This is a genomic window from Achromobacter sp. UMC46 (assembly GCF_014170335.1).
Taxonomy (GTDB): domain Bacteria; phylum Pseudomonadota; class Gammaproteobacteria; order Burkholderiales; family Burkholderiaceae_B; genus Achromobacter.
This window is the reverse complement of record NZ_LZZS01000004.1, coordinates 35,833-54,917: the sequence shown is the minus strand read 5'-3', so window position 1 is coordinate 54,917 and position 19,085 is coordinate 35,833. Positions and strand designations below refer to the sequence as shown.

Below are 19,085 nucleotides of genomic sequence, written 5' to 3'. Positions count from 1 at the left end.
TACCGGAAGCCGCCGCGCGCGGCCGCCCTTTCCGGGTTTGGAGCCACCGTGCCTTTTCCCCGCATCACCGCTTGGCGCATCGCCGCCATCATCCTCGTCGGCCTGAACCTGCGCCCCGTCCTGGCTTCCGTTCCCCCATTGCTGGACTGGGTGCAAGCCGCCACCCGCATGTCCGACACGGTGGCCGGCCTGCTGACCGCCCTGCCCGTTTTCGTGATGGGCTTGGGCGCGCTGAGCGTGGCGCCCCTGCGCCGCCTGCTTGGCGAACATCTTGGCGTGGCCCTGGGTCTGGCGCTGGTCACGGCCGCCGCCACCGGCCGCTTGTGGGCGGGGCACACCAGCCTGATGCTGGCAAGCGGCGTCGTCGCAGGCCTGGGCATCGCGGTCACGCAAGCCTTGCTGCCCAGCTACATCAAAACCCGTTTCACGGCGGGCAGCAGCGCCATGATGGGCATCTATTCCACCGCCATCATGGGCGGCGCGGCCGTGGCCAGCGTGGCCTCGCCCGTCATGGCGCAGCACGCCGGCTGGCTGCAGGCGCTGGCGGTGTGGGCGTTGCCCGCCGCTGTCGCGTTGGCGGCCTGGCTGCTTGCGAACCGGTCGTCGCCCCGCCCATCCATCGGGCAAGGCATGGCCAGCCCCCTTCACACGCCGCGTGCGCGCGCCTGGCTGTTGGCAGTGTTCTTCGGGCTGGGCACCGGCGCCTACACCCTGGTGCTGGCGTGGCTGCCGCCCTACTACACCGCGTTGGGCTGGCGGCCTGTTGCAGCCGGTCAGTTGCTGGGCGCGGTGACCATGGCCGAAATCGCCGCGGGCCTGCTGGTGTCGTTGTGCATCGGCCGCTTGCCCGACCGTCGGCCAGCACTGTTCATGGCGATCGGCGCGCTGTTCCTGGGGTTGATCGGCCTGATCGCGGCGCCTGCCGCGCTGGCCTGGCCTGCGGCCGTCCTGGCGGGCCTGGGCATCGGCGCGCTCTTTCCCTTGTCGCTGATCGTAGCCATGGACCACGCGGCGACGCCATCGGACGCCGGCAGGCTGGCGGCGTTCGTGCAAGGCGTGGGCTATCTCATCGCCGCGCTTTTCCCGTTCGCCGCCGGCCTGATCCGCCAACACCTGGCCGACCTCAAGCTGGCCTGGATCTTGATGACGCTGATCTGCCTGGTGCTTTTCGCCATGGCGATCCGCTTCCGTCCGCCGTCAGCGGCGCACGCATCCTAGGGATTTCCCGCGATTTTCCGCCTAAATACCGGCCTCGGCTCGATTCTCCGCTTGCCTGAAAGGTGAACGGAAGTTTGGATTTTTAGACTCCCGCATTCATTGCAATGTCAGCTTTTGTTCAGACAGTAGTCAGGCAAAAGCACAACAACGGGAGGACTAGACCAATGCAATCGAAACGCAGCGCCGTCCGGCGCGAGGCGTGGGCCGCCGGCACGATGATCGTGCTGGGCCTGGGCGCCATCGCGCAGGCATCCACATACACCTTAGGCAGCCTTGCGCGCATGGGGCCGGGCATGTTCCCGGCGATCCTGGGCGCCTTGCTGGTCATGCTGGGGCTGGTCATCGCCAAGATGGCTACGTCCCCCGCCGCCGCCGAAGAAGACGCCGAAGAGGTCCCGCCACCCGAATGGCGCGGCTGGGGCTGCATCATCGGCGGCTTGCTGGCCTTCATCCTGGTCGGCAAGTTCGGTGGCCTGGTGCCTGCCACCTTTGTCCTGGTGTTCATTTCCGCGATGGGCGACCGCCAGCACACGTGGCGCACCGCCGCCCTGCTTGCCGCAGGCGTGACGGTCCTGGGCGTGGCCGTGTTCTCTTGGGCGCTGCAATTGCAGTTTCCGTTGTTCCGCTGGGGCTGATCGATGGAAATCTTCAATAACCTGATGCACGGGTTTTCGGTCGCGTTCGCACTGGACAACCTGATGTGGGCCGTGTTCGGCGTGTTCATGGGCAACCTGATCGGCGTGCTGCCGGGCATGGGTGTGCTGGCCGCCATTTCCATCCTGTTGCCGCTGACCTACACCATGACGCCCACCGCGGCGCTGGTGATGCTGTCGGGCATCTATTACGGTTCGCAGTATGGCGGCGGCATCACCTCCATCATGCTGAACCTGCCGGGCACCGCGTCGCATGCTGTGGCCTGCCTGGACGGCAATCCGCTGGCGCGCAACGGCAAGGCCGGGTCCGCGTTGTTCATGTTGATGTTCTCGTCGTTCTGCGGCGCGTCCGTCGGCATCCTGGCGATGATCCTGTTTTCCCCGATGCTTGTGGACGTGGCCTTCAAGTTCGGGCCGGCCGAGTATTTCTCCATGATGATGCTGGGCCTGCTGGCCGGCGCCACCCTGGCGAAGGGGTCGGCGATCAAAGGCGTGGCGATGGTCGTCGTGGGGCTGTTGCTGGGCGTGGTCGGCACCGACGTCAACACCGGCACGATGCGCTTTCATTTCGGCATCCTGGAACTGTCCGACGGGTTGCAGATCGTGGCGTTGGCCATGGGCCTGTTCGGCGTGGCGGACTTTCTGAAGAACATCAACCGCATCGGCGGCGACAGCAAGATCACCACCGGCAAGATCAGCATGAAGTCCATGCGGCCCGAAGCCGGCGACATCAAGCAATCGCGCGGCGCGCTGGTGCGCGGCACGGCCATCGGGGCGGCGTTCGGCATCCTGCCGGGCACCGGCCCGACCATCGCGTCGTTCATCTCGTATGCGGTGGAAAAGAAGGTGGCGCGCGAGCCGCGCCGCTTCGGCCGCGGCGCGATCGAGGGGATCGCCGGCCCCGAAGCCGCCACCAGCGCGTCCACGCAGACGAGCTTCATCCCGACGATGAGCCTGGGCATCCCCGGCGACCCCGTGATGGCCCTGATGCTGGGCGCGCTGATCATCCACGGCATCCAGCCCGGTCCGCAGATGATGATCGAACACGCCGACATGTTCTGGGGGCTGATCGCCAGCTTCTGGGTGGGCAACGTGCTGCTCTTGCTGCTGAACCTGCCGCTCATCGGCATGTGGGTGCGCCTGTTGACGGTGCCGTTCCGCTACCTGTTCCCGGCCGCGCTGTTCTTTGTCTGCGTGGGGGTCTACAGCACCAACAACAACCTGTTCGACGTCGGCATGGTGACGGTGTTCGGCGCGGCGGGCTATGCGCTGATCCGGCTGCGGTTTGAGCCGGCGCCGTTGCTGCTGGGCTTTGTGCTGGGACCGATGGTGGAAGAGAACTTCCGCCGCGCCCTGCTACTGTCGCGCGGCGAACTGTCGATCTTCGTGACGCGTCCGATCAGCCTGGGCTTCGTGCTGGCCTGCGTCGCACTGATCGCATTGCTGGTCGTGTCGGCGGTGCGCCAGCGCAACAAGGGGCGTGCGGCGTTGCAGGAGTCGGAATCGGCGGCGTAGCCGTCAGGCGTCCGGAGGCGCTGCCAGCGGGCCGGCGGTATGACCGTCGATATGGCCTAGCGGGCGCCCCGGATCCAGCCGGTCTCGCACGCGCTGCTTCAGCACCTTGGCTTCGGGGAAACCGCCGTCGCTCTTACGGTCCCAGATCAGGTCGCCGTTGTACGTGATCTGGAAGATGCCGCCGGTGCCGGGCTGCAGGACCACTTCGCCCAAGTCGGTCGAAAACGTGGACAGGAGTTCTTGCGCCATCCAACCTGCGCGCAGCAGCCACTGGCACTGCGTGCAGTAGAGGATGACGATGCGGGGTCGAAAGGCGGGCGTGTTCATGACGAATATTCTACTGTGCCCGTCATGGCCGCACCCCGCTTCGGCCGCGCCGCGCATTGGTGGATAATATCGGGTTTTCCCGGGTGCGCAATGCGACCCAGAGCCTGCCATGAAGTCTGCTGCATCCTCTCGAAGCCAACGGTGGCTGATCGGTCTCTTGATGGGACTGGTCACGCTTACGCCGATGGGCATCGACATCTACCTTCCTTCGCTTCCCGCCATGGCCGAAGGCTTCGGCCAGCCGGTCAGCGCGTTGCAGGCCAGTATCACGCTGTTCATTTTCGCGGTCGGGCTGGGACAGATGCTGATCGGCCCGCTGGCCGACCGCTATGGCCGCCGGCCCGTCGCGCTGGGCGGCGCGGTGGCCTATCTGGCCGGCTCGGCGCTCGGCGCCGCGGCCACATCGCTCGACATGTTCTACGCGGCTCGCGTCATTCAGGGCCTTGGCGCGTGCTCGGCCTCACTGGTGGCGTTCGCCGCCGTGCGCGACCGTTTCAGCCCGGCCATGGGCGCGCGCGTCTACAGCTATCTGAACGGCGCGCTGTGTTCCGTGCCTGCGCTGGCACCCATGCTGGGCGGCATCCTGGCCGTGCATGCCGGCTGGCGCAGCACGTTCGTGTTCATGGTGCTGTTCGCGCTGGCCCTGGCCGTGCTGCTGGCCAAGCGCTTCGAGGAGACGCGCGCCGCGCCCGCCCAGCCGCGCGCGGCGCTCTATAGCCTGCGCCGCTATCTGCCCATCGTCGCCAGCGGCAGGTTCCTGTATTTCGCGATGTTCGGCACCGCCGGCATGGCGATGATCCTGGTGTTCGTCTCCGCCGCGCCTGTGGTCCTTGTGCAGCAGCTGGGGTATTCCGAGCTGGGCTTTTCCGCCTGGTTCGGCGGCAACGCCGCGATCAACATCGCCGCCTTCTTCATGGCCCCGGCCTTTATCTCGCGCTACGGCCGCCACACCATGGTGCGGGTCGGAATGGCCGCGTTGTTGCTGGCATCGGCCATGCATGCCGCCGCGTGGTGGTGGGCGCCGTTGTCGGCCTGGATCTTCATGCTGCCGGTCGCCGTGCTGACGGTCGGTTTTTCGCTGGCGTTGGGCTCGGGCCTGAGCCTGGCGCTGGAGCCGTTCGCCGAACGCGCCGGCACCGCCGCGGCCGTGTACGGCCTGTTCCAGATGAGCGGCTCCGCGGTCATCGCGACCTTGCTGCTGGACAGCGGCATGGCGCCACAGGCCGCAATGGCCTTGATCGGCGCGGTGATCGTCGTGCCGTTGCTTTGCCTGTCGCCTGGCATGGCCCGCCGCCTGGCGGGCTGAATCCCGCCGCGCGTCAGCCCGGTGCGCGCGGCGCGGTGGACAGGTGCATCACGAGCGCGCCGACGACGATCAGCGCGGCGCCGGCCAGACGCCCCGGGTTCATGGCGCTGCCCAGGAATCCCACCAGCGCGTATCGGTCCAGTGCCAGCGCCGCGATCATCTGCCCCGCGATCACCGCCGCCAGGAAGGCGCCGGCGCCGAGTCGAGGCGCCAGGATCAGCGCAGCCGTGATGTAGAACACGCCGGCCAGCCCGCCGGTCCACCCCCACCAGGGCAAGCGGCCCATCTCGCTGAAAGACGGCGCGGGCACGCGCAGCGCCGCCATCACCACCATCGCCGCCACGGCGCTGACCGCCAGCGACACCATCGTGGCCCAAAGCGGATGGCCCAGGTTGCGGCCCAGCGCCGCGTTGGCGCCCGCCTGGATGGGAACCAGCGCACCGGCGACGACGGCGGCGGAAATCGGAACAAGGGTCGAAACGTTCATGGAGAGCCTCCAATGGCAGGGATGGAGGTATTCTCTTATTCACCAAACGTTAACTCTAATTCCAAGATTGTCTATCCAGCATGCACCAAACGAATAATCTTCGCGCCGTGGACTTGAATCTGCTGGTGGTGCTGGATGCGCTGCTGCAAGAGCGCCACTTGACCCGCGCGGCGGGCCGCCTGCACCTGAGCCAACCCGCGGTCAGCCACGCGCTGGGGCGGTTGCGCACCCTGCTCGGCGATCCCCTGTTCGAGCGCGCACGCGGCGGTTTGCGCCCCACCCCCTACGCCCTGACGCTGGACGAACCATTGCGCGAGGTCCTGGCGCAATTGCGCCGGCTGCTGTCGGGCGTGGTGTTCGACCCCGCCACGAGCCGCAGGGTGTTCCGCCTGGCCATGTCCGACTATGGCGCCGCGATGGCGTTGCCGCCCTTGATGCGGCGCTTGCGGCGCGAAGCGCCCGGCATCGACATCGAGATCGCCGCCGGCAGCCGCAGCGCGATGATCGCGGGCGTCGCCGACGGTCAGTTCGACCTGGCGATGGCAGTGTTCGGCGAAACGCCGGCCGTGATCCGGCGGCGCGTGCTATTCAACGAGACCTTCGTGTGTGCAGTGGACGCGGCGCATGACGCCGGCCCGCTGTCGTTTGAGCAATATCTGGAGCGTCCCCACGTCCTGGTCGCGGCAGGCGCGGACCAGCGCGCGGGTGAAATCGATGCAGCCCTGGCCAGGACGGGCCGGGCCCGGCGCGTCGTGTTGCGGCTGCCGCATTGGGCGGCGGCGCCTGCCGTGCTGCCGGGCACCGACATGGTGTTGACCGTTGCCGGCCGCACGGTGGCGAACGCGGCCGCGCAGGGGCTGGCGGTGCATCCCGTGCCGTTCCCCATCGACGCGCTGGATTTCGAAATGCTGTGGCATGAGCGCGGCGACGGCGATGCCGGCCTGTGCTGGCTGCGAGCCCAGTTGGTGGCGGCGCTGGCCTAGGGGCCCGGCGGCGCCGCTTGCGCTAGTATCCAGGGAACCCCTTTCCTGGAGACGGCATGGCCCTGGATACCTCGGCGGACCAACCGCTGCTTGAGCGCATCACGGAAAACGGCGTGGTCACGCTGCGCATGAACCGGCCCTCGCAATTCAACGCCTTGTCCGAAGGATTGCTGGGCGCCCTGCAGCACGAGATCGACGCCCTGGAGCGCGACGCCGACGTGCGCTGCGTGGTGCTGGAATCGGCGGGCCGCGCCTTCTGCGCCGGCCACGACCTGCGGGAAATGCGCAGCCAGCCCTCGCTGGACTACTACCGCGCGCTGTTCCGCAAATGCGGCAGCGTCATGCAGGGCCTGCAGGCCCTCCCCGTGCCCGTCATCGCCAAGGTGCAAGGCATCGCGACCGCCGCGGGGTGCCAACTGGTCGCCAGCTGCGATCTGGCGGTGGCCGCCGACAATGCGCGCTTCGCCGTGTCAGGCATCAACGTGGGCCTGTTCTGCTCGACGCCCGCCGTGGCCCTCAGCCGCAACGTGTCAGCCAAGCGCGCTTTCGAAATGCTGGTGACCGCCCGCTTCATCGACGCGACCCAGGCCGCGGATTGGGGCCTGATCAATGACGCCGTGCCCGAGGCGGAACTGGATGCGCGGGTGCGCGCCCTGACCGCCGAGATCCTGGCGAAGAGCCCGTCCGCCATCCGTTACGGCAAACGCATGTTCTACAAGCAAAGGCAGATGGCGTTGGCCGACGCCTACGACTACGCGGGTGATGTCATGGCGCGCAACATGATGGAAGCCGACGCCTGCGAAGGCATCGACGCGTTCCTGGAAAAGCGCGCGCCGCGCTGGCAGGGCTAGCTCAGCCAGGTCAGGGCCCAACCGCCGGCCGCCGCCGCCAGCACGACCCAGACGGGCGACCAGCGCGCATAGACCAGCAGCGCGAACAACAGCAACGCTAGCGCGAAATCGGCTTTGCTCAGGATCGCGCTGGTCCAGACCGGGTCATAGAGCGCAGCCAACAGAATGCCGACCACGGCGGCGTTTACGCCCGCGGCGATGTTGCGCACGCCCGGCCGCCGCCGCAGGCTTTCCCAGAAGGGCAATGCGCCGGCCACGAGCAACGCGCCGGGCAGGAAGATGATGGCCAGAAACGCCAACCCGCCCGCCCAGCCCGACAGCGGGCCCGAAGACAAGGCGCCCAGGAACGCGGCGAATGCGAACAAGGGGCCGGGCATCCCCTGCGCCGCACCGTAACCGGCCAGGAAATCGGCCTCGGACACCATGCCGCCCGCGACTGCGGCGGCATCCAGCAAGGGCAGCACCACATGGCCGCCGCCGAACACCAGCGCGCCGGCCCGATAGAAGCCCGCGGCTTGCGTTGCCAGCGGGGAATCCGACAGGGCCGCCCATGCGGGCAAGCCTGCCAGCAGCGCCGCGAAAAGCGCCAGCGCGATGTAGCCTGCGCGACGCGACGCGCCTTGCGCGCGGTTGGCCAAAATCGGCCGGGGCGGCACCTGCAGCGCGGCGGCGCCAACGACAGCGCCAAGCAGGACCGCGCCGACCTGGCCCCATGCGGTCGGCAGCGCGGCCGTGATCAACGCCGCCACCACCGCCAAGCTGGCTCGCGGCCGGTCCGGACACAGGGTCCGGCCCATGCCCCAGACGGCCTGGGCGACGATCGCCACCGCCGCCACCTTCAACCCGTGTATGGCGCCCGACTGCGACAACCAGCCGAAATGCGCCAGGCCCAATGCGAAGCCGATCAGCGCCAGCGCCGTTGGCAAGGTGAAGGCCAGCCAGGCCGCCGCCATGCCGGGCCAACCCGCCCGGCGCAGCCCGATCGCCATGCCGACCTGGCTGCTTGCCGGGCCGGGCAGGAATTGGCACAGCGCCACCAGATCCGAATAGGCGTAGTCATCCAGCCAGCGGCGCTTGTCGACGAATTCCGTGCGGAAATACGCCAGATGCGCGACCGGCCCGCCAAACGACGTCAAGCCCAAACGCAGGAAGACCAGGAACACTTCCCAACAGGAACCCCGCCCGCTCTCCACGCGTTCGTGCGTGGTGGGCCTGCTGGCGACGTGCTCGTCGTGGGGGGGCGGGTGCGGCATCGTACTGGGGATATCTGTGGCGGACGGGGCGCCGGAATTCCGCCCCTTCTTCATGCTTATAGCCGGGCCGCGCGGCAGTTTCAATCGGGTCTGACGGCCCCCTCCCGGCGCCTGCGGCCCTTGCCCGCAGCGGCCCACTGCACGAATCTTCACAATTGACACACAAATCTAGAAGAATTCAGCCGAGAGGCGCCGCTAGCATGCGCGATTTGCCAGCTATCGCCGCATGATTCTTGCCGCCCTTGCCCATCTCAGCTTCGCACCACGCCCGTCCTGGCGGCGCCACAGGAACGGCCTCTGATGCTTAAGTTCGCGATGCGCATCGTCATCATCGCCGTGATCGGCTACGGGGTGGCGACGCAGCTGGTCAACCTCAGCTTCGGGTATCTGCTGGATTCGCTCAGCGCCGACCTGTCATACCGGGCGGTGCGGGGCCAGATCTACGCTTTGCACAAGGACCTGGACCCCGTCGCTCCGGAGGCCCGGGCCAGCTATATCGTGGAAGAACTGCTGCCCCACTATGGGCTTGCGCTGACTCTGCTGCCCGGCAGCCAGGTGAGCCTGACGCCGGCGGAGCAACAGCAAATGGACCGCACCGGCCTTATCATGCGAGACAACTACAACACGTACCTGACCCGCCTGCCGGGCGAACCCGTGCAGTGGCTCGATGTGCGGCTGCCGCTGGAACCCGCGATGGAACGGTGGATCACGTGGTCTGCCTGGGCAGCGCTGAGCATGGTGCTGGCGGTGATCCTGCTGCTCGGGTGGGCGTTGCCCATCTGGCGCGACCTGGACGCGCTCCGCAAGGCGACCCTGCGGATGGGCCAGGGCGACATGAGCGTCCGCGTGCGCCTGTCGCGCATTTCGGGCATCCGCCATGTGGGCGAGAGCTTCAACCACATGGCCGAACGCATTGCCGCATTGATCGACAACCAGCGCAGCCTCACCAATGCCGTATCGCACGAGCTGCGCACGCCGCTTGCCCGCCTGTCGTTCGAAGTGGACATGCTGGGCCACGACCGGTATCTGCCCCGGCGCGGCCAGATCCTGCAGGACATGCGCACCGACATCTCGGAACTGGAAGCGATGGTGGCCGAGCTGCTGGTCTACGCGCGGCTGGAACGCCCCACGGACGATACCGTGAAGCTGGAGACCGTGGACGTGTGCGATTGGCTGGGTGAAGCGCTGGCGCTGGTCGCCCATCAGGCCGACGCACGCGGCATCCAATGCCAGGTGCGCGAGGGCTATCCCGCCCACGTCGAACTGCACCCGCGCTACATGAGCCGCGCCTTGCTGAACCTGGTGCAGAACGCGGTGCGCTATGCCAGCCGGCGGGTCGAGATCGAACTGAAAGAAGCGCCCGAAGGCTACGAGCTGCGGGTGGACGACGACGGCGGCGGCATCGCCGCAGCCGACCGCGAACGAGTCTTCGAACCCTTCACCCGGCTGGACGAAAGCCGGGACCGCGGCACGGGCGGCGCAGGCCTGGGACTGGCTATCGTCAGCCGAGTGGCGGCGAACCATGGCGGCACGATCGAGATCCAGGACAGCCCGCTGGGCGGTGCGCGCTTCGTGCTGCGCTGGCCCCGTGCGGGCGGCGCAGCCCCCCATGGCCTATCCCCGCATGGCCTATAACAAAACATCCTTTATGGCACTTCTTGCCTAGTCCAATCTGTCGGATGATTCGACCTGTTCACCCCATTCGAAAACAGCGCATCAAGAAAGGTAGGCAAATGAGCCAACGATTGAATTACTTCCAGGTGTCGGCGGAACTGTCCAGGAAGTACATGGACTTCAGTGCGGCGATGAAAAAGGTGGCGGTGGTCGAAGAGTTCGGCGACCTGATCGACATCCGCGCGTCGCAGATCAACGGCTGCGGCTTTTGCCTGGACATGCACGTCAAGCAAGCCCGCCTGCATGGCGAACGCGAACTGCGCCTGCACCACATCGCGGTGTGGCGCGAGTCGCCCCTGTTCTCGGCACGCGAACGCGCCGCCCTGGCATGGACCGAAGCGGTGACCACCCTGACGGCGCACGGCGTGCCGAACGACGTCTACGAGCAGGCGCGCGAGCAGTTCACCGAAGCCGAAATCTCGGACCTGACATTCCGCGTGGTCGCCATCAACGGTTGGAACCGCCTGAACGTGGCGTTCCGGACGGTGCCGGGGTCGGCGGACGCCGCTTTCGGCCTGGACAAGGCCGGATTGAACTAGGGGCTACATCAGCCCCTTGATCCGCAAGCCCAGTTCATGGGCTTGCGCTTCGGACGCGATGTTCGTGAAGCTGAGCAACAGGCCCCGCCGCGGGTCCTGCAGGGACGACCATCGAGACAGCGGATGCGCATACATGCCCTGCTCCAGCATCCGCGCGGCCAGCGGCTGATCCGGCTGCCCGCTTTCCATGCGCGCCACCAGATGCATGCCGCCCGGTTGCGGATCGATCGTCATGCGGTCTCCCAGCGCCGCGCTCAAGCCCGCCGCCGTGGCATTGCGCCGTTCACTGTACAGGCGCCGCATGCGCTGGATGTGCCGCCCGAAATGCCCTTCGGCCATGAAGGCCGTCAGCAGGGATTGGGTGTAGCCCGGCGCAGTGCCCGACAGCAATCTGCAGATCCGGTCGAAGCGCGCCACCTGCGCCGCCGGTGCCACCAGATAGGCCAGCCGCAGGCCGGGGAACAGCACCTTGCTGAACGAACCGGCATACAGCACCCGTCCGTGCGCATCCAGGCTCTTCAACGCGGGCAAGGGCCGGCTGACATAGCGGTATTCGCCGTCGTAGTCATCTTCCACGATCCAGGCCTGCCGCCGTTCGGCCCATTCCAGCAGGGCCTGGCGGCGCGGCAACGACAGCGACATCGACAGCGGGCTTTGATGCGCCGGCGTCACCACGGCCGCCTTCGCATCGGTGCATCGCGCGATGCCTTCGCCGACTATCAGGCCGTCAGCGTCCACCGGCACCGGCACCGCCTGCATGCGGGCCTGCGCCAGCAAGGCGCGCGTGGGCGGATAGCCGGGGTCCTCTACCCACACGTGGTCGCCTGGCGCAAGCAGCGCTTGCATGATCAGCTGCATCGTATGGTTGTAGCCCGACGTGATGAACACCTGCGAGGGCTGGCATTGGATGCCGCGCGCCACCTGCAGATAGGCGGCCACGGCCGTGCGCAATCCCATCAGCCCGTTGGACGGTGGATAGGACAGGTCCGGCGCTTGCACGCTGCGCAGTTGCCGGGCGCCCAGGCGGGCCCAGAGCTTGCGCGGAAACTCGTCAAGCGCCGGCACCCCCATCTGGAACGGCAGGATGACGGCCGGACGATGCCAGCCATGCTCGTCGTCGGGCGTTTCCGGCAACGGCGTCGACGCGGCGGGCGCCGCCTGCGGCTGCAGGTCCGGCGTGACGATCGTGCCGGCCTGCCCGCGACTCTGGATATAGCCTTCGGCGACCAGCAACGAGTACGCCACTTCGATCGTGCCGCGCGCCACGCCCATTTCCTTGGCCAGCGCGCGGGCCGACGGAATGCGGTCGCCTGGCGCCAGCGTGCCTGCCGTGATCGCGCCGCGGAACCGGTCGTAGATCTGGCGATAGAGCGGATCCCCGCTGCCGGGCGCAAGCGGCGGCATTCCGTCCTGCGGGCGATGATCGGTCATATGGCATAGTCCAAAGTTCAATTTATGGCCCTTCAAATTATGTCATGGTCTTTCTACGATGACGTCTTGTCCTTTCTGAATCACCCGTGAATTCCTCCATGACCGACTCCGCTTTAAAACACATCGAGACCGACGACGAACTGCACGCCTGCTTGCCGCTGATGCGCGAACTGCGGCCGCATCTTGCCGATGCGGGCGACTTCGTTGCGCGCATCGCCCGCATGCGCGCGGAAAGCTATCGGCTGCTGGCCGCCGTCGACGCCGACCAGGTCGTGGCCCTGGCCGGTTACCGCTATCAGGAAAACCTGATCTACGGCCGCTTCATGTATGTGGACGACCTGGTCGTGGACAGCACGCGCCGCAGCGGCCGCTGGGGCGCCCGCTTGCTGCTCGCGCTGGAAGGCATGGCCCGCGCTGCCGGCTGCGCCAAGTTCGTGCTGGATACGGGCCTGTCCAACGCGCTGGCCCAACGCTTCTACTTCCGCCAAGGCCTGTTGACCAGCGCCATCCGTTTCAGCAAGCTTCTGGATACCCCCGCAGCATGAGCATTCTTCACATCACTTGCAGCCCGCGCGGCCGCCACTCTGAAAGCTACCGGCTGTCGCAGCGCATCCTCGACCGCCTGATCGCCGCCGCAGGCGACAGCAAGCCCGAGATCGTCGAGATCGACGCCACGGCCCTGCCCCATGTGGACCAGGACTACGCCGCGGCCTTGAGCGCGTCCGCCGACCCGGCCGACGACATCTTGGCGCGCGGCGCGCTGCGGCAATCGGCCCAACTGATCCAGGCACTGCAGGACGCCACGCATATCGTCATCGCCACGCCGATGCACAATTTCACGGTGCCGTCGTCCTTGAAGGTCTGGATCGACCATGTCGTGCGCGTGCGCAGCACCTTCCGCATCACCCCCGAAGGCAAGACCGGCAATCTGCCGGACCGGCCGGTGTATGTCGCGATCTCGTCCGGCGGCGAATTCTCAAGCGGCGCGGCCCGCCAACCCGACTTCCTGACGCCCTATCTGAAGCATGTGCTGGGCACCGTCGGCCTGCAGACCGTGACGTTTTTCTCGGTCGAAGGCACCGCACGCGGCGAAGATGCGCTGCAAGCCGCGCGGCGCCGCGCCGACGCAGATATCGCAGCGCATCCATCGTTGGCAGGGCAGGCTCACGCCTGGTGATTCCTGATCCCTGCAGGCTTACCGGGCCCTTCGGGCACATCCGGCGCGACGGCGGAAACTAATCCGCCGCCGGTCGGATTATTTAAGCGTGTCGCATTGACACCGCGAAAACCGGCGCACTACGCTAGGCCGCAAAAGTCCGCGCCTGCAGGCGGACGGCGTATTCCCCCAACCCGCAACGACATGTTGGAGACACGTGATGACCCTATGCCGGGCTGTGCTTTCCACCGTCCTGTTTTGCGCGGTGTCCGCCGGATTCCCGTCCGCCGCCGATGCGGCATGCAGCGACAAGAAAATACTGTCGATGTCGGACGAAGGAAAATCGGTGAAGGCGATCGCCAAGGCATGCAACATGCCAGCGGCGAAAGTGCGGGCAGCGATCGAAAGCGACGAGGGCAACGCCGACGCCTCGGCGGACGCCTCGACGCCCGCGCCCGCCGCGCGGAAACTGCCGTCCGGCTCGGGGCTGGCCAGCTGCGATTGCCAAGGCACCGTGCCGTACGGAGAAAAGGCCCCCGAACTACGTTGCCAAAGCGGCATATCGATCGCCACGCCGTGCGCGGGCTACTGTCCGCCGCGTGGCGTGGCGCCCTGGCGGCGCGTCTGCAGTTGAGCGCGGCAGGTCCGACGCGCCGGATGCGAAACCCCCTGCCGCAATGTCCCGACAGCGCGCTCAGAATACCAGCGTGGCCGTCCCCATGACCGTGCTGGTGCTGTCGAGCCGGTTGGTGCTGCTGATCGTGGGCACCCAACGCAGGCTCAGCGACAGCGAACGCTTGTCCGCCAGTTTCGTGTCGTAGGTCACGATCGGGCCCAATGCCCAGTCTCGCCCCTGGAAGCCATTCAGCCTGTCGGCCGTGGGGCCCTTGTCGCGGCCCATCTGCTGCATGGTGCCCAAGATCAGGCCGGCGCTGACGCCATTGCTGAACTTCTTGCGGCCCATCACGTCCAGGCTGAAGATGGGCGCGTTGCGATAGTCGGTGGCGTTGTTGCGGGTGTAGAACTGCACGCCCGCCACCGTGTCCAGCTGGAAGCCGGACTCCGGGAAAATCTTGGTGTAGGCCACCTGGGGAATGAAGGTCCAGTTGTTCAGACTGGGGTTGGCCATGTCATTCGCGTTGTACTTGCCGGTGGGCGCCCAGATATTCAGGCTGAGTGCCATGTGCGACGTTTCGGAAAAGTGATAGCCAGCGATGATGGGCGAGAAGTACAAGTCGAAAAGGTTCGAGGCGGTATCGCTTTGCCCGACAGTGCGCCCGCCGGGGCCGTTGAATTTGGAATCCACCTTCGTCCACACGTAGGGCAAGGTGAAACTGGATGCGAAGTTCCAGCGGCCCGGCCCGGTGTCCCAGGTTTTCAGCACCGTGGCAAGCGTGAACGCGACCTGCCCGTCCAGCCCCAGCGACGTGCGTCCCCCCACGGGCACTTCACGGCTGCCGCCGACCTTGCCGTCCAGATAGATCTCGGCGAAGTTCACCGCCCAGATCGGTTCGGGCGAAACGATACCCGCGTTCGGCTGCACGTTGGTGCCCGTGATCTGGCGGCCCAAGGCGCCTTCGGTTGCCAAGGATACGGATGGCGCGGCCAGCGCGGCCAGCGTCACCCATGGTGCCATCGCCTTGCGCCAGATGGCCCGGCGCGCATGGTTCGACTTCATTGCTTCCCCTTCCCTTACGCCTCAAGGCACCAATTCGGCCTTGGGCAGCTTCCACGTACCGTTCAGAATTTCGGGTTTCGGGCCATAGAACCGGGCCACGATGTTGAAGCGCCCTTCCGGCGCCGGCAACCAATTCGACTCCTTGTCCTTGCCCGGATTGGCGTGTTGCACGTACAGCGTCAACGATCCGTCCTTGCCGCGCTTCAGCCCGGGGGTGCGGTCGCCGATCGCGTAGCGCTTGATCGGGTTGTCGACCAGGTGGCGGCCAGGCAGGTCGTACATGGTCATGGACCAGAAGAACGCGACGGGCGGCAACTGCCCGGGTTCGAACCGGATCTCATAAGACTTGCCACCGTCCAGCGGGCGTCCCTGCCCGTCTTCCTCATAGCCCAGATAGACGGCTTCTTCCGATGAGTTGCCGTAGATGCCCATGGCGGCGGCCACGGCTCGCTTCGTGTAATCGCCGCCCAGGTCCGTCCGCGAACCGAACAGGCCGATGGACGAACGTGTCTGCTTTTCCGCTTGCAGCAGCGCGGCCTTGCCGTCCGCCACGCCCAGCTCGATTGCATTGCGCGTGGTCGCATCCAATTTGGCGGCGTCGAAGGGCTTGCCCGGCCCGATGCCGATCAGCGCGAAACGCCGCATCATGTCCTGTTCGGCCGCCGGCTGGGGCTGCGTGAACGCCAGCAACTGGTTCAGATAGGCGATGAAGTCCACCGACGTGGCGCGCTGTTCGTCCCACGGCAGCCAGTCCACGCTGGCGGGCGCGGCCGCCGGCGGCGGATGCCGCAGGAAGTCGCTGAGCGGGCGCAACCGGTACTTGGCCTGCAAGGCCTGCACGTTCTTCACGTCCGACGGCCCGTTCAGGCTGGTGCGCCCGAGGATCCCGACGAAGTCCGTTTCGGATTTCAGCACCTTGCTGATTCCACGGGGCTTGCCGCCATCCCAATGCGGCCCGGCGATCAGGTAGTTGCCGGCACCAAAGCCCGTGGCGCGCACGCCGGCGTAGGCGAAGTTGTAGGTGTACAGATCCACCATCTGAAAGACGTTGTACCGGTCTTTCGGGGTGGCGGGCAGGCTCAACACCCAGGGCTCGGTGCGCAGGTCCAGCCACGCCCACGAGTACGGGGTGTCGTTGTTCGGCGTGACGATTTCGCGGTTCTCCGGCGTGTAGGGCTGCGAGTAATGGCGGAACTTTCCAAAGCCGCCGACATACTCCTCGCCGCCGGGATCGATCGCCTGCACGTACATCGTCTTGTAGTTGTAGAGCATGGGGTAGGCATAGATATAGGCCTCCTTGGCGATGCTGCGCAACGACTCGTCCTGGATGGGCGCAGGCGAGGTGGCGCAGCCCGCCACGGCCGCCAACGCCGCCAGGCCGGCGATGCCCAATGCACTACGAAGGGACGCCATCATCTTTTGCATGCTTGCTCCTGGAGTTCTGCGGACCCGATGCCGCGATCAATTCCCGAACGTGATGTTCAACCCGGCGAACACCGTGAACTGGGGCAGCCCTTCGCCCTTGTGCGCCACCGTCCATTGCGGCTCGGCGAACAGGTTGAAGATGTTCTTGCCCACGCGCCAGGCCTTGCCGGCGCCCAGTCCGATGGGGATGTAGTAATTGTTCTTCTGAAGATCGAAGGTCCACGTGGCCGTCGACCGTGTCGCTGCCATCGGCCTGTGGACGCGTGCTGATGGGAACCGTCGTCCGCAATATCTGCGGCACGCCCACCCAATCACTCGGCGCGAACGGAATCGTCAGCCGGATCAGGAAGTCATTGGTGTGCGCATTCGACCCGAACAGTTTCGGCGTGTAGTAATTCTGAAATCCCAGCGACGCGCCCACATTCAACGGATTATTGCTCTTGTTCGCGTCGTCGGCGGACTGCGCGAAGGCAGCGCCTGAAAACCCCAGCGGCGCGCTCAACGCCAGCCATGCGGCAATCCACCCCTTTCCCGATTTTCTCCACCCTGACCTCAAACTGCCCATGCGCTGCTCTCCAACCAGGAATCACAAAATGCAAAGACATGCGGTAGTGCAAAGGATCTTCTTGGAATTATTAATATGAGTACTAAGAAGATTTAAATCTTCCGCAATATTCGCACAGAGTTTTACTTTCCCCAAGCGCCACGTCTTCGCCGGCCATCCCGTGGTTTCTTCGCGGAATACCCGGTCGATCCCAGCACTCGCGAGCGGAAAAAAAAGCGGGGACACCTTATTGGCGTCCCCGCTGCATTCACCGCGTAGCAAACGGTCGGTCGGCCTGCTGCATCCGCGACGCCGGCGGGCGCGCATGGACTTGATGAATACGCAGCCCGTCGCGACGCGTCACTTCGAAACTCCAATCATGCAGTGATACCGTGTCGCCCGCGTCGGGAATCCGGCCCACCGCCCGCAACAGGCAGCCCGCAAGGGTGGCGTCCGGATAGTCGTCGGCCAGTGTAGGCGCCTCCAGCAGCCGGGCCGCCTCGCCAACCGAAAGACGTCCTTCCAGCAGCCACGAACCGTCCGACAATTGCAGCGCTTCGGGCTCGTCGTCGCTATGCTCGGGCAGATCGCCCGCCACCGCAGTCAGCACGTCCATCGGCGTCACCAGGCCTTCGCAGACGCCGTGCTCATCCACCACGATCAGCATGTGGTCGCGCGAGGCGCGCAGCTCTTCCAGCACCTTCAGCACCGGCGTTGTCTCCATGACATAGCGCGGTTCGCGCGCCAGTTCCACCAGGTCGATCGGACCCGGGTTCTGCAGCAGCGGCAGCACATCCTTGAAGTGCAGCACGCCCAGCACGTTGGACGCCTCGCCCGCGCAGAGCGGCAGGCGGGAGTGGCCGGTGGCGAACTTGCGGACGACGATGCCGGGCGTGTCGGACACGTCCAGCCACGTCATGTCGCCGCGCGGCACCATGATGGACCGCACGTCATGCGCGCCGACGGACAACACGCGCTCGATCATCGAGCTTTCTTCAGGCGCGAACGCGGGCTCGTCGCCTGCGCTGTCCACCAGCGCCACGACCTCGTCAGCCTGGTGTCCCGGTTGGCCCGACCGACCAGCGCGCAGCAGGCGCAACACCGCCTGCGCGGTGCGTTGGCGACGCCCCAGCGCATGCGTGCCTCGAGCGCGATTGCGGCGGGCCAACTGGTTGCACAGCTCGATCAGGATCGAGAAGCCGATGGCGGCATACAGGTATCCCTTGGGCATATGGAAGCCCAGGCCTTCGGCCACCAGGCTGAAGCCGATCATCAGCAAGAGGCCCAGGCACAGGATCACCACCGTCGGATGGCGGCCCACGAACGCCATCAGCGGACGGCTGGCCACCATCATGACGGCCATCGCCACCACCACGGCGATCATCATGATGCTCAGGTCCTGCACCATGCCCACGGCGGTAATCACGGAGTCCAGCGAGAACACGGCGTCCAGCACCACAATCTGCAGGATCACCTGCCAGAACACGGCATGCTGCACCTTCTGGCCGGCGTCGTGCGACGCGCTGCCTTCCACGCGCTCATGCAGTTCCATCGTGCCCTTGAAGAGCAGGAACAGGCCGCCCAGGATCAGGATCAGGTCGCGCCCGGAGATCTCGGCCCCCCACACGGTGAACAGAGGCGCCGTCAGCGTGACGACCCATGCAATGCTGGCCAGCAGGCCCAGGCGCATCACCAGCGCCAGCGTCAGGCCGATCAAGCGTGCGCGGTTGCGCTGATCGGGCGGCAGCTTGTCGGCCAGGATGGCGATGAACACCAGGTTGTCGATGCCCAGAACAATTTCAAGAATGACCAGCGTCGCCAGGCCAAGCCAGGCGGTGGGGTCGTTCATCCAGTCGAAAATCATTGTCGGTCCACGGTAATCGGGCGAGCGCACACGATAGCGCCACCTTGCTGAAAGGAAAATGCGTGATCAAGCGATGGGGATCGGGCGGATGGCGGCGCGCGGCACGCCAGCAAGGGCGTCGCCGCATTGGCGCGGGCCGGATCGGCGCTTCGGAAACCGGAGGCCGTGGGGGAAACAGGAA

Annotated in this window: 19 protein-coding genes; 11 read left to right on the top strand and 8 right to left on the bottom strand. The window is 66.4% G+C overall.

All coding sequences use genetic code 11. The annotated features are described in order from the left end of the window. Positions 1-48: 48 nt before the first annotated feature. From A9973_RS03290 to A9973_RS03280, 3 genes are all read left to right on the top strand, one after another. Positions 49-1,218, top strand: coding sequence for an MFS transporter (locus A9973_RS03290; protein WP_183012348.1), 1,170 nt, complete (start codon positions 49-51; stop codon positions 1,216-1,218). 164 nt (positions 1,219-1,382) lie between these two features. Further along, on the top strand, positions 1,383-1,853 hold the full coding sequence (locus tag A9973_RS03285; RefSeq protein WP_183012347.1) for a tripartite tricarboxylate transporter TctB family protein: 471 nt from the start codon (positions 1,383-1,385) through the stop codon (positions 1,851-1,853). 3 nt (positions 1,854-1,856) lie between these two features. Beyond that, positions 1,857-3,386 (top strand): tripartite tricarboxylate transporter permease, encoded by a 1,530-nt coding sequence (locus A9973_RS03280; protein WP_183012346.1) that lies wholly within the window; start codon positions 1,857-1,859, stop codon positions 3,384-3,386. A gap of 3 nt (positions 3,387-3,389) precedes the next feature. On the opposite strand, the gene A9973_RS03275 is transcribed toward A9973_RS03280, so the two are convergent. Further along, positions 3,390-3,713 carry a SelT/SelW/SelH family protein gene (locus A9973_RS03275; RefSeq protein WP_006222084.1) on the bottom strand — a complete coding sequence of 108 codons (324 nt, stop codon included), beginning with the start codon at positions 3,711-3,713 and terminating at the stop codon, positions 3,390-3,392. A gap of 109 nt (positions 3,714-3,822) precedes the next feature. Between A9973_RS03275 and A9973_RS03270 the strand changes: the two genes are divergently transcribed. After that, positions 3,823-5,019 carry a multidrug effflux MFS transporter gene (locus tag A9973_RS03270; protein WP_183012345.1) on the top strand — a complete coding sequence of 399 codons (1,197 nt, stop codon included), beginning with the start codon at positions 3,823-3,825 and terminating at the stop codon, positions 5,017-5,019. Positions 5,020-5,032: 13 nt separating this feature from the next. Here A9973_RS03270 and A9973_RS03265 read toward each other — a convergent pair whose 3' ends face one another. Continuing rightward, entirely contained in the window at positions 5,033-5,506 is a 474-nt protein-coding gene (locus A9973_RS03265; protein ID WP_183012344.1) for a DMT family transporter, read from the bottom strand. Between the two features lie 80 nt (positions 5,507-5,586). Here A9973_RS03265 and A9973_RS03260 point away from each other — a divergent pair, with 80 nt between their 5' ends. Both A9973_RS03260 and A9973_RS03255 read left to right on the top strand, forming a co-directional pair. Continuing rightward, entirely contained in the window at positions 5,587-6,489 is a 903-nt protein-coding gene (locus tag A9973_RS03260) for a LysR family transcriptional regulator (RefSeq protein ID WP_183012343.1), read from the top strand. Positions 6,490-6,545: 56 nt separating this feature from the next. Further along, the gene (locus A9973_RS03255; protein ID WP_183012342.1) at positions 6,546-7,340 is read left to right on the top strand and encodes an enoyl-CoA hydratase; all 795 of its coding nucleotides are present in this window, start codon (positions 6,546-6,548) and stop codon (positions 7,338-7,340) included. On the opposite strand, the gene chrA is transcribed toward A9973_RS03255, so the two are convergent. Beyond that, positions 7,337-8,593, bottom strand: coding sequence for a chromate efflux transporter (gene chrA / locus A9973_RS03250; protein ID WP_183012341.1), 1,257 nt, complete (start codon positions 8,591-8,593; stop codon positions 7,337-7,339). The two genes, A9973_RS03255 and chrA, sit on opposite strands and share 4 nt — an antisense overlap. Positions 8,594-8,893: 300 nt before the next feature. On the opposite strand from chrA, the gene A9973_RS03245 reads away from it, so the two are divergent. Both A9973_RS03245 and A9973_RS03240 read left to right on the top strand, forming a co-directional pair. Then, the gene (locus tag A9973_RS03245) at positions 8,894-10,228 is read left to right on the top strand and encodes an ATP-binding protein (RefSeq protein ID WP_183012340.1); all 1,335 of its coding nucleotides are present in this window, start codon (positions 8,894-8,896) and stop codon (positions 10,226-10,228) included. Positions 10,229-10,326: 98 nt separating this feature from the next. Further along, complete coding sequence (locus A9973_RS03240; protein WP_183012339.1) at positions 10,327-10,806, top strand: carboxymuconolactone decarboxylase family protein; 480 nt, start codon at positions 10,327-10,329, stop codon at positions 10,804-10,806. 3 nt (positions 10,807-10,809) lie between these two features. On the opposite strand, the gene A9973_RS03235 is transcribed toward A9973_RS03240, so the two are convergent. Continuing rightward, the gene (locus A9973_RS03235; RefSeq protein WP_183012338.1) at positions 10,810-12,237 is read right to left on the bottom strand and encodes a PLP-dependent aminotransferase family protein; all 1,428 of its coding nucleotides are present in this window, start codon (positions 12,235-12,237) and stop codon (positions 10,810-10,812) included. 98 nt (positions 12,238-12,335) lie between these two features. Here A9973_RS03235 and A9973_RS03230 point away from each other — a divergent pair, with 98 nt between their 5' ends. The 3 genes from A9973_RS03230 to A9973_RS03220 all read left to right on the top strand — a co-directional run bounded on the left by A9973_RS03230 (position 12,336) and on the right by A9973_RS03220 (position 14,027). Beyond that, complete coding sequence (locus tag A9973_RS03230; protein ID WP_183012337.1) at positions 12,336-12,782, top strand: GNAT family N-acetyltransferase; 447 nt, start codon at positions 12,336-12,338, stop codon at positions 12,780-12,782. Further along, a complete protein-coding gene (locus A9973_RS03225) occupies positions 12,779-13,414 on the top strand; it encodes an FMN-dependent NADH-azoreductase (protein ID WP_183012336.1) in 636 nt (211 codons plus the stop codon). The genes A9973_RS03230 and A9973_RS03225 overlap by 4 nt, the downstream gene beginning before the upstream one ends. A gap of 199 nt (positions 13,415-13,613) precedes the next feature. After that, positions 13,614-14,027, top strand: a complete 414-nt coding sequence (locus A9973_RS03220; protein ID WP_183012335.1) for a hypothetical protein — start codon at positions 13,614-13,616, stop codon at positions 14,025-14,027. A 60-nt stretch (positions 14,028-14,087) separates the two neighbouring features. On the opposite strand, the gene A9973_RS03215 is transcribed toward A9973_RS03220, so the two are convergent. From A9973_RS03215 to A9973_RS03200, 4 genes are all read right to left on the bottom strand, one after another. Next, positions 14,088-15,071 carry a transporter gene (locus tag A9973_RS03215; protein ID WP_370539435.1) on the bottom strand — a complete coding sequence of 328 codons (984 nt, stop codon included), beginning with the start codon at positions 15,069-15,071 and terminating at the stop codon, positions 14,088-14,090. 21 nt (positions 15,072-15,092) lie between these two features. Further along, on the bottom strand, positions 15,093-16,496 hold the full coding sequence (locus tag A9973_RS03210) for a DUF1254 domain-containing protein (protein ID WP_183012334.1): 1,404 nt from the start codon (positions 16,494-16,496) through the stop codon (positions 15,093-15,095). Between the two features lie 36 nt (positions 16,497-16,532). Further along, complete coding sequence (locus A9973_RS31030; protein ID WP_255468998.1) at positions 16,533-16,745, bottom strand: hypothetical protein; 213 nt, start codon at positions 16,743-16,745, stop codon at positions 16,533-16,535. 563 nt (positions 16,746-17,308) lie between these two features. Further along, positions 17,309-18,904: a TerC family protein gene (locus tag A9973_RS03200; protein WP_183012333.1), complete on the bottom strand. Its 1,596-nt coding sequence runs from the start codon at positions 18,902-18,904 to the stop codon at positions 17,309-17,311. Positions 18,905-19,085 lie beyond the last annotated feature (181 nt).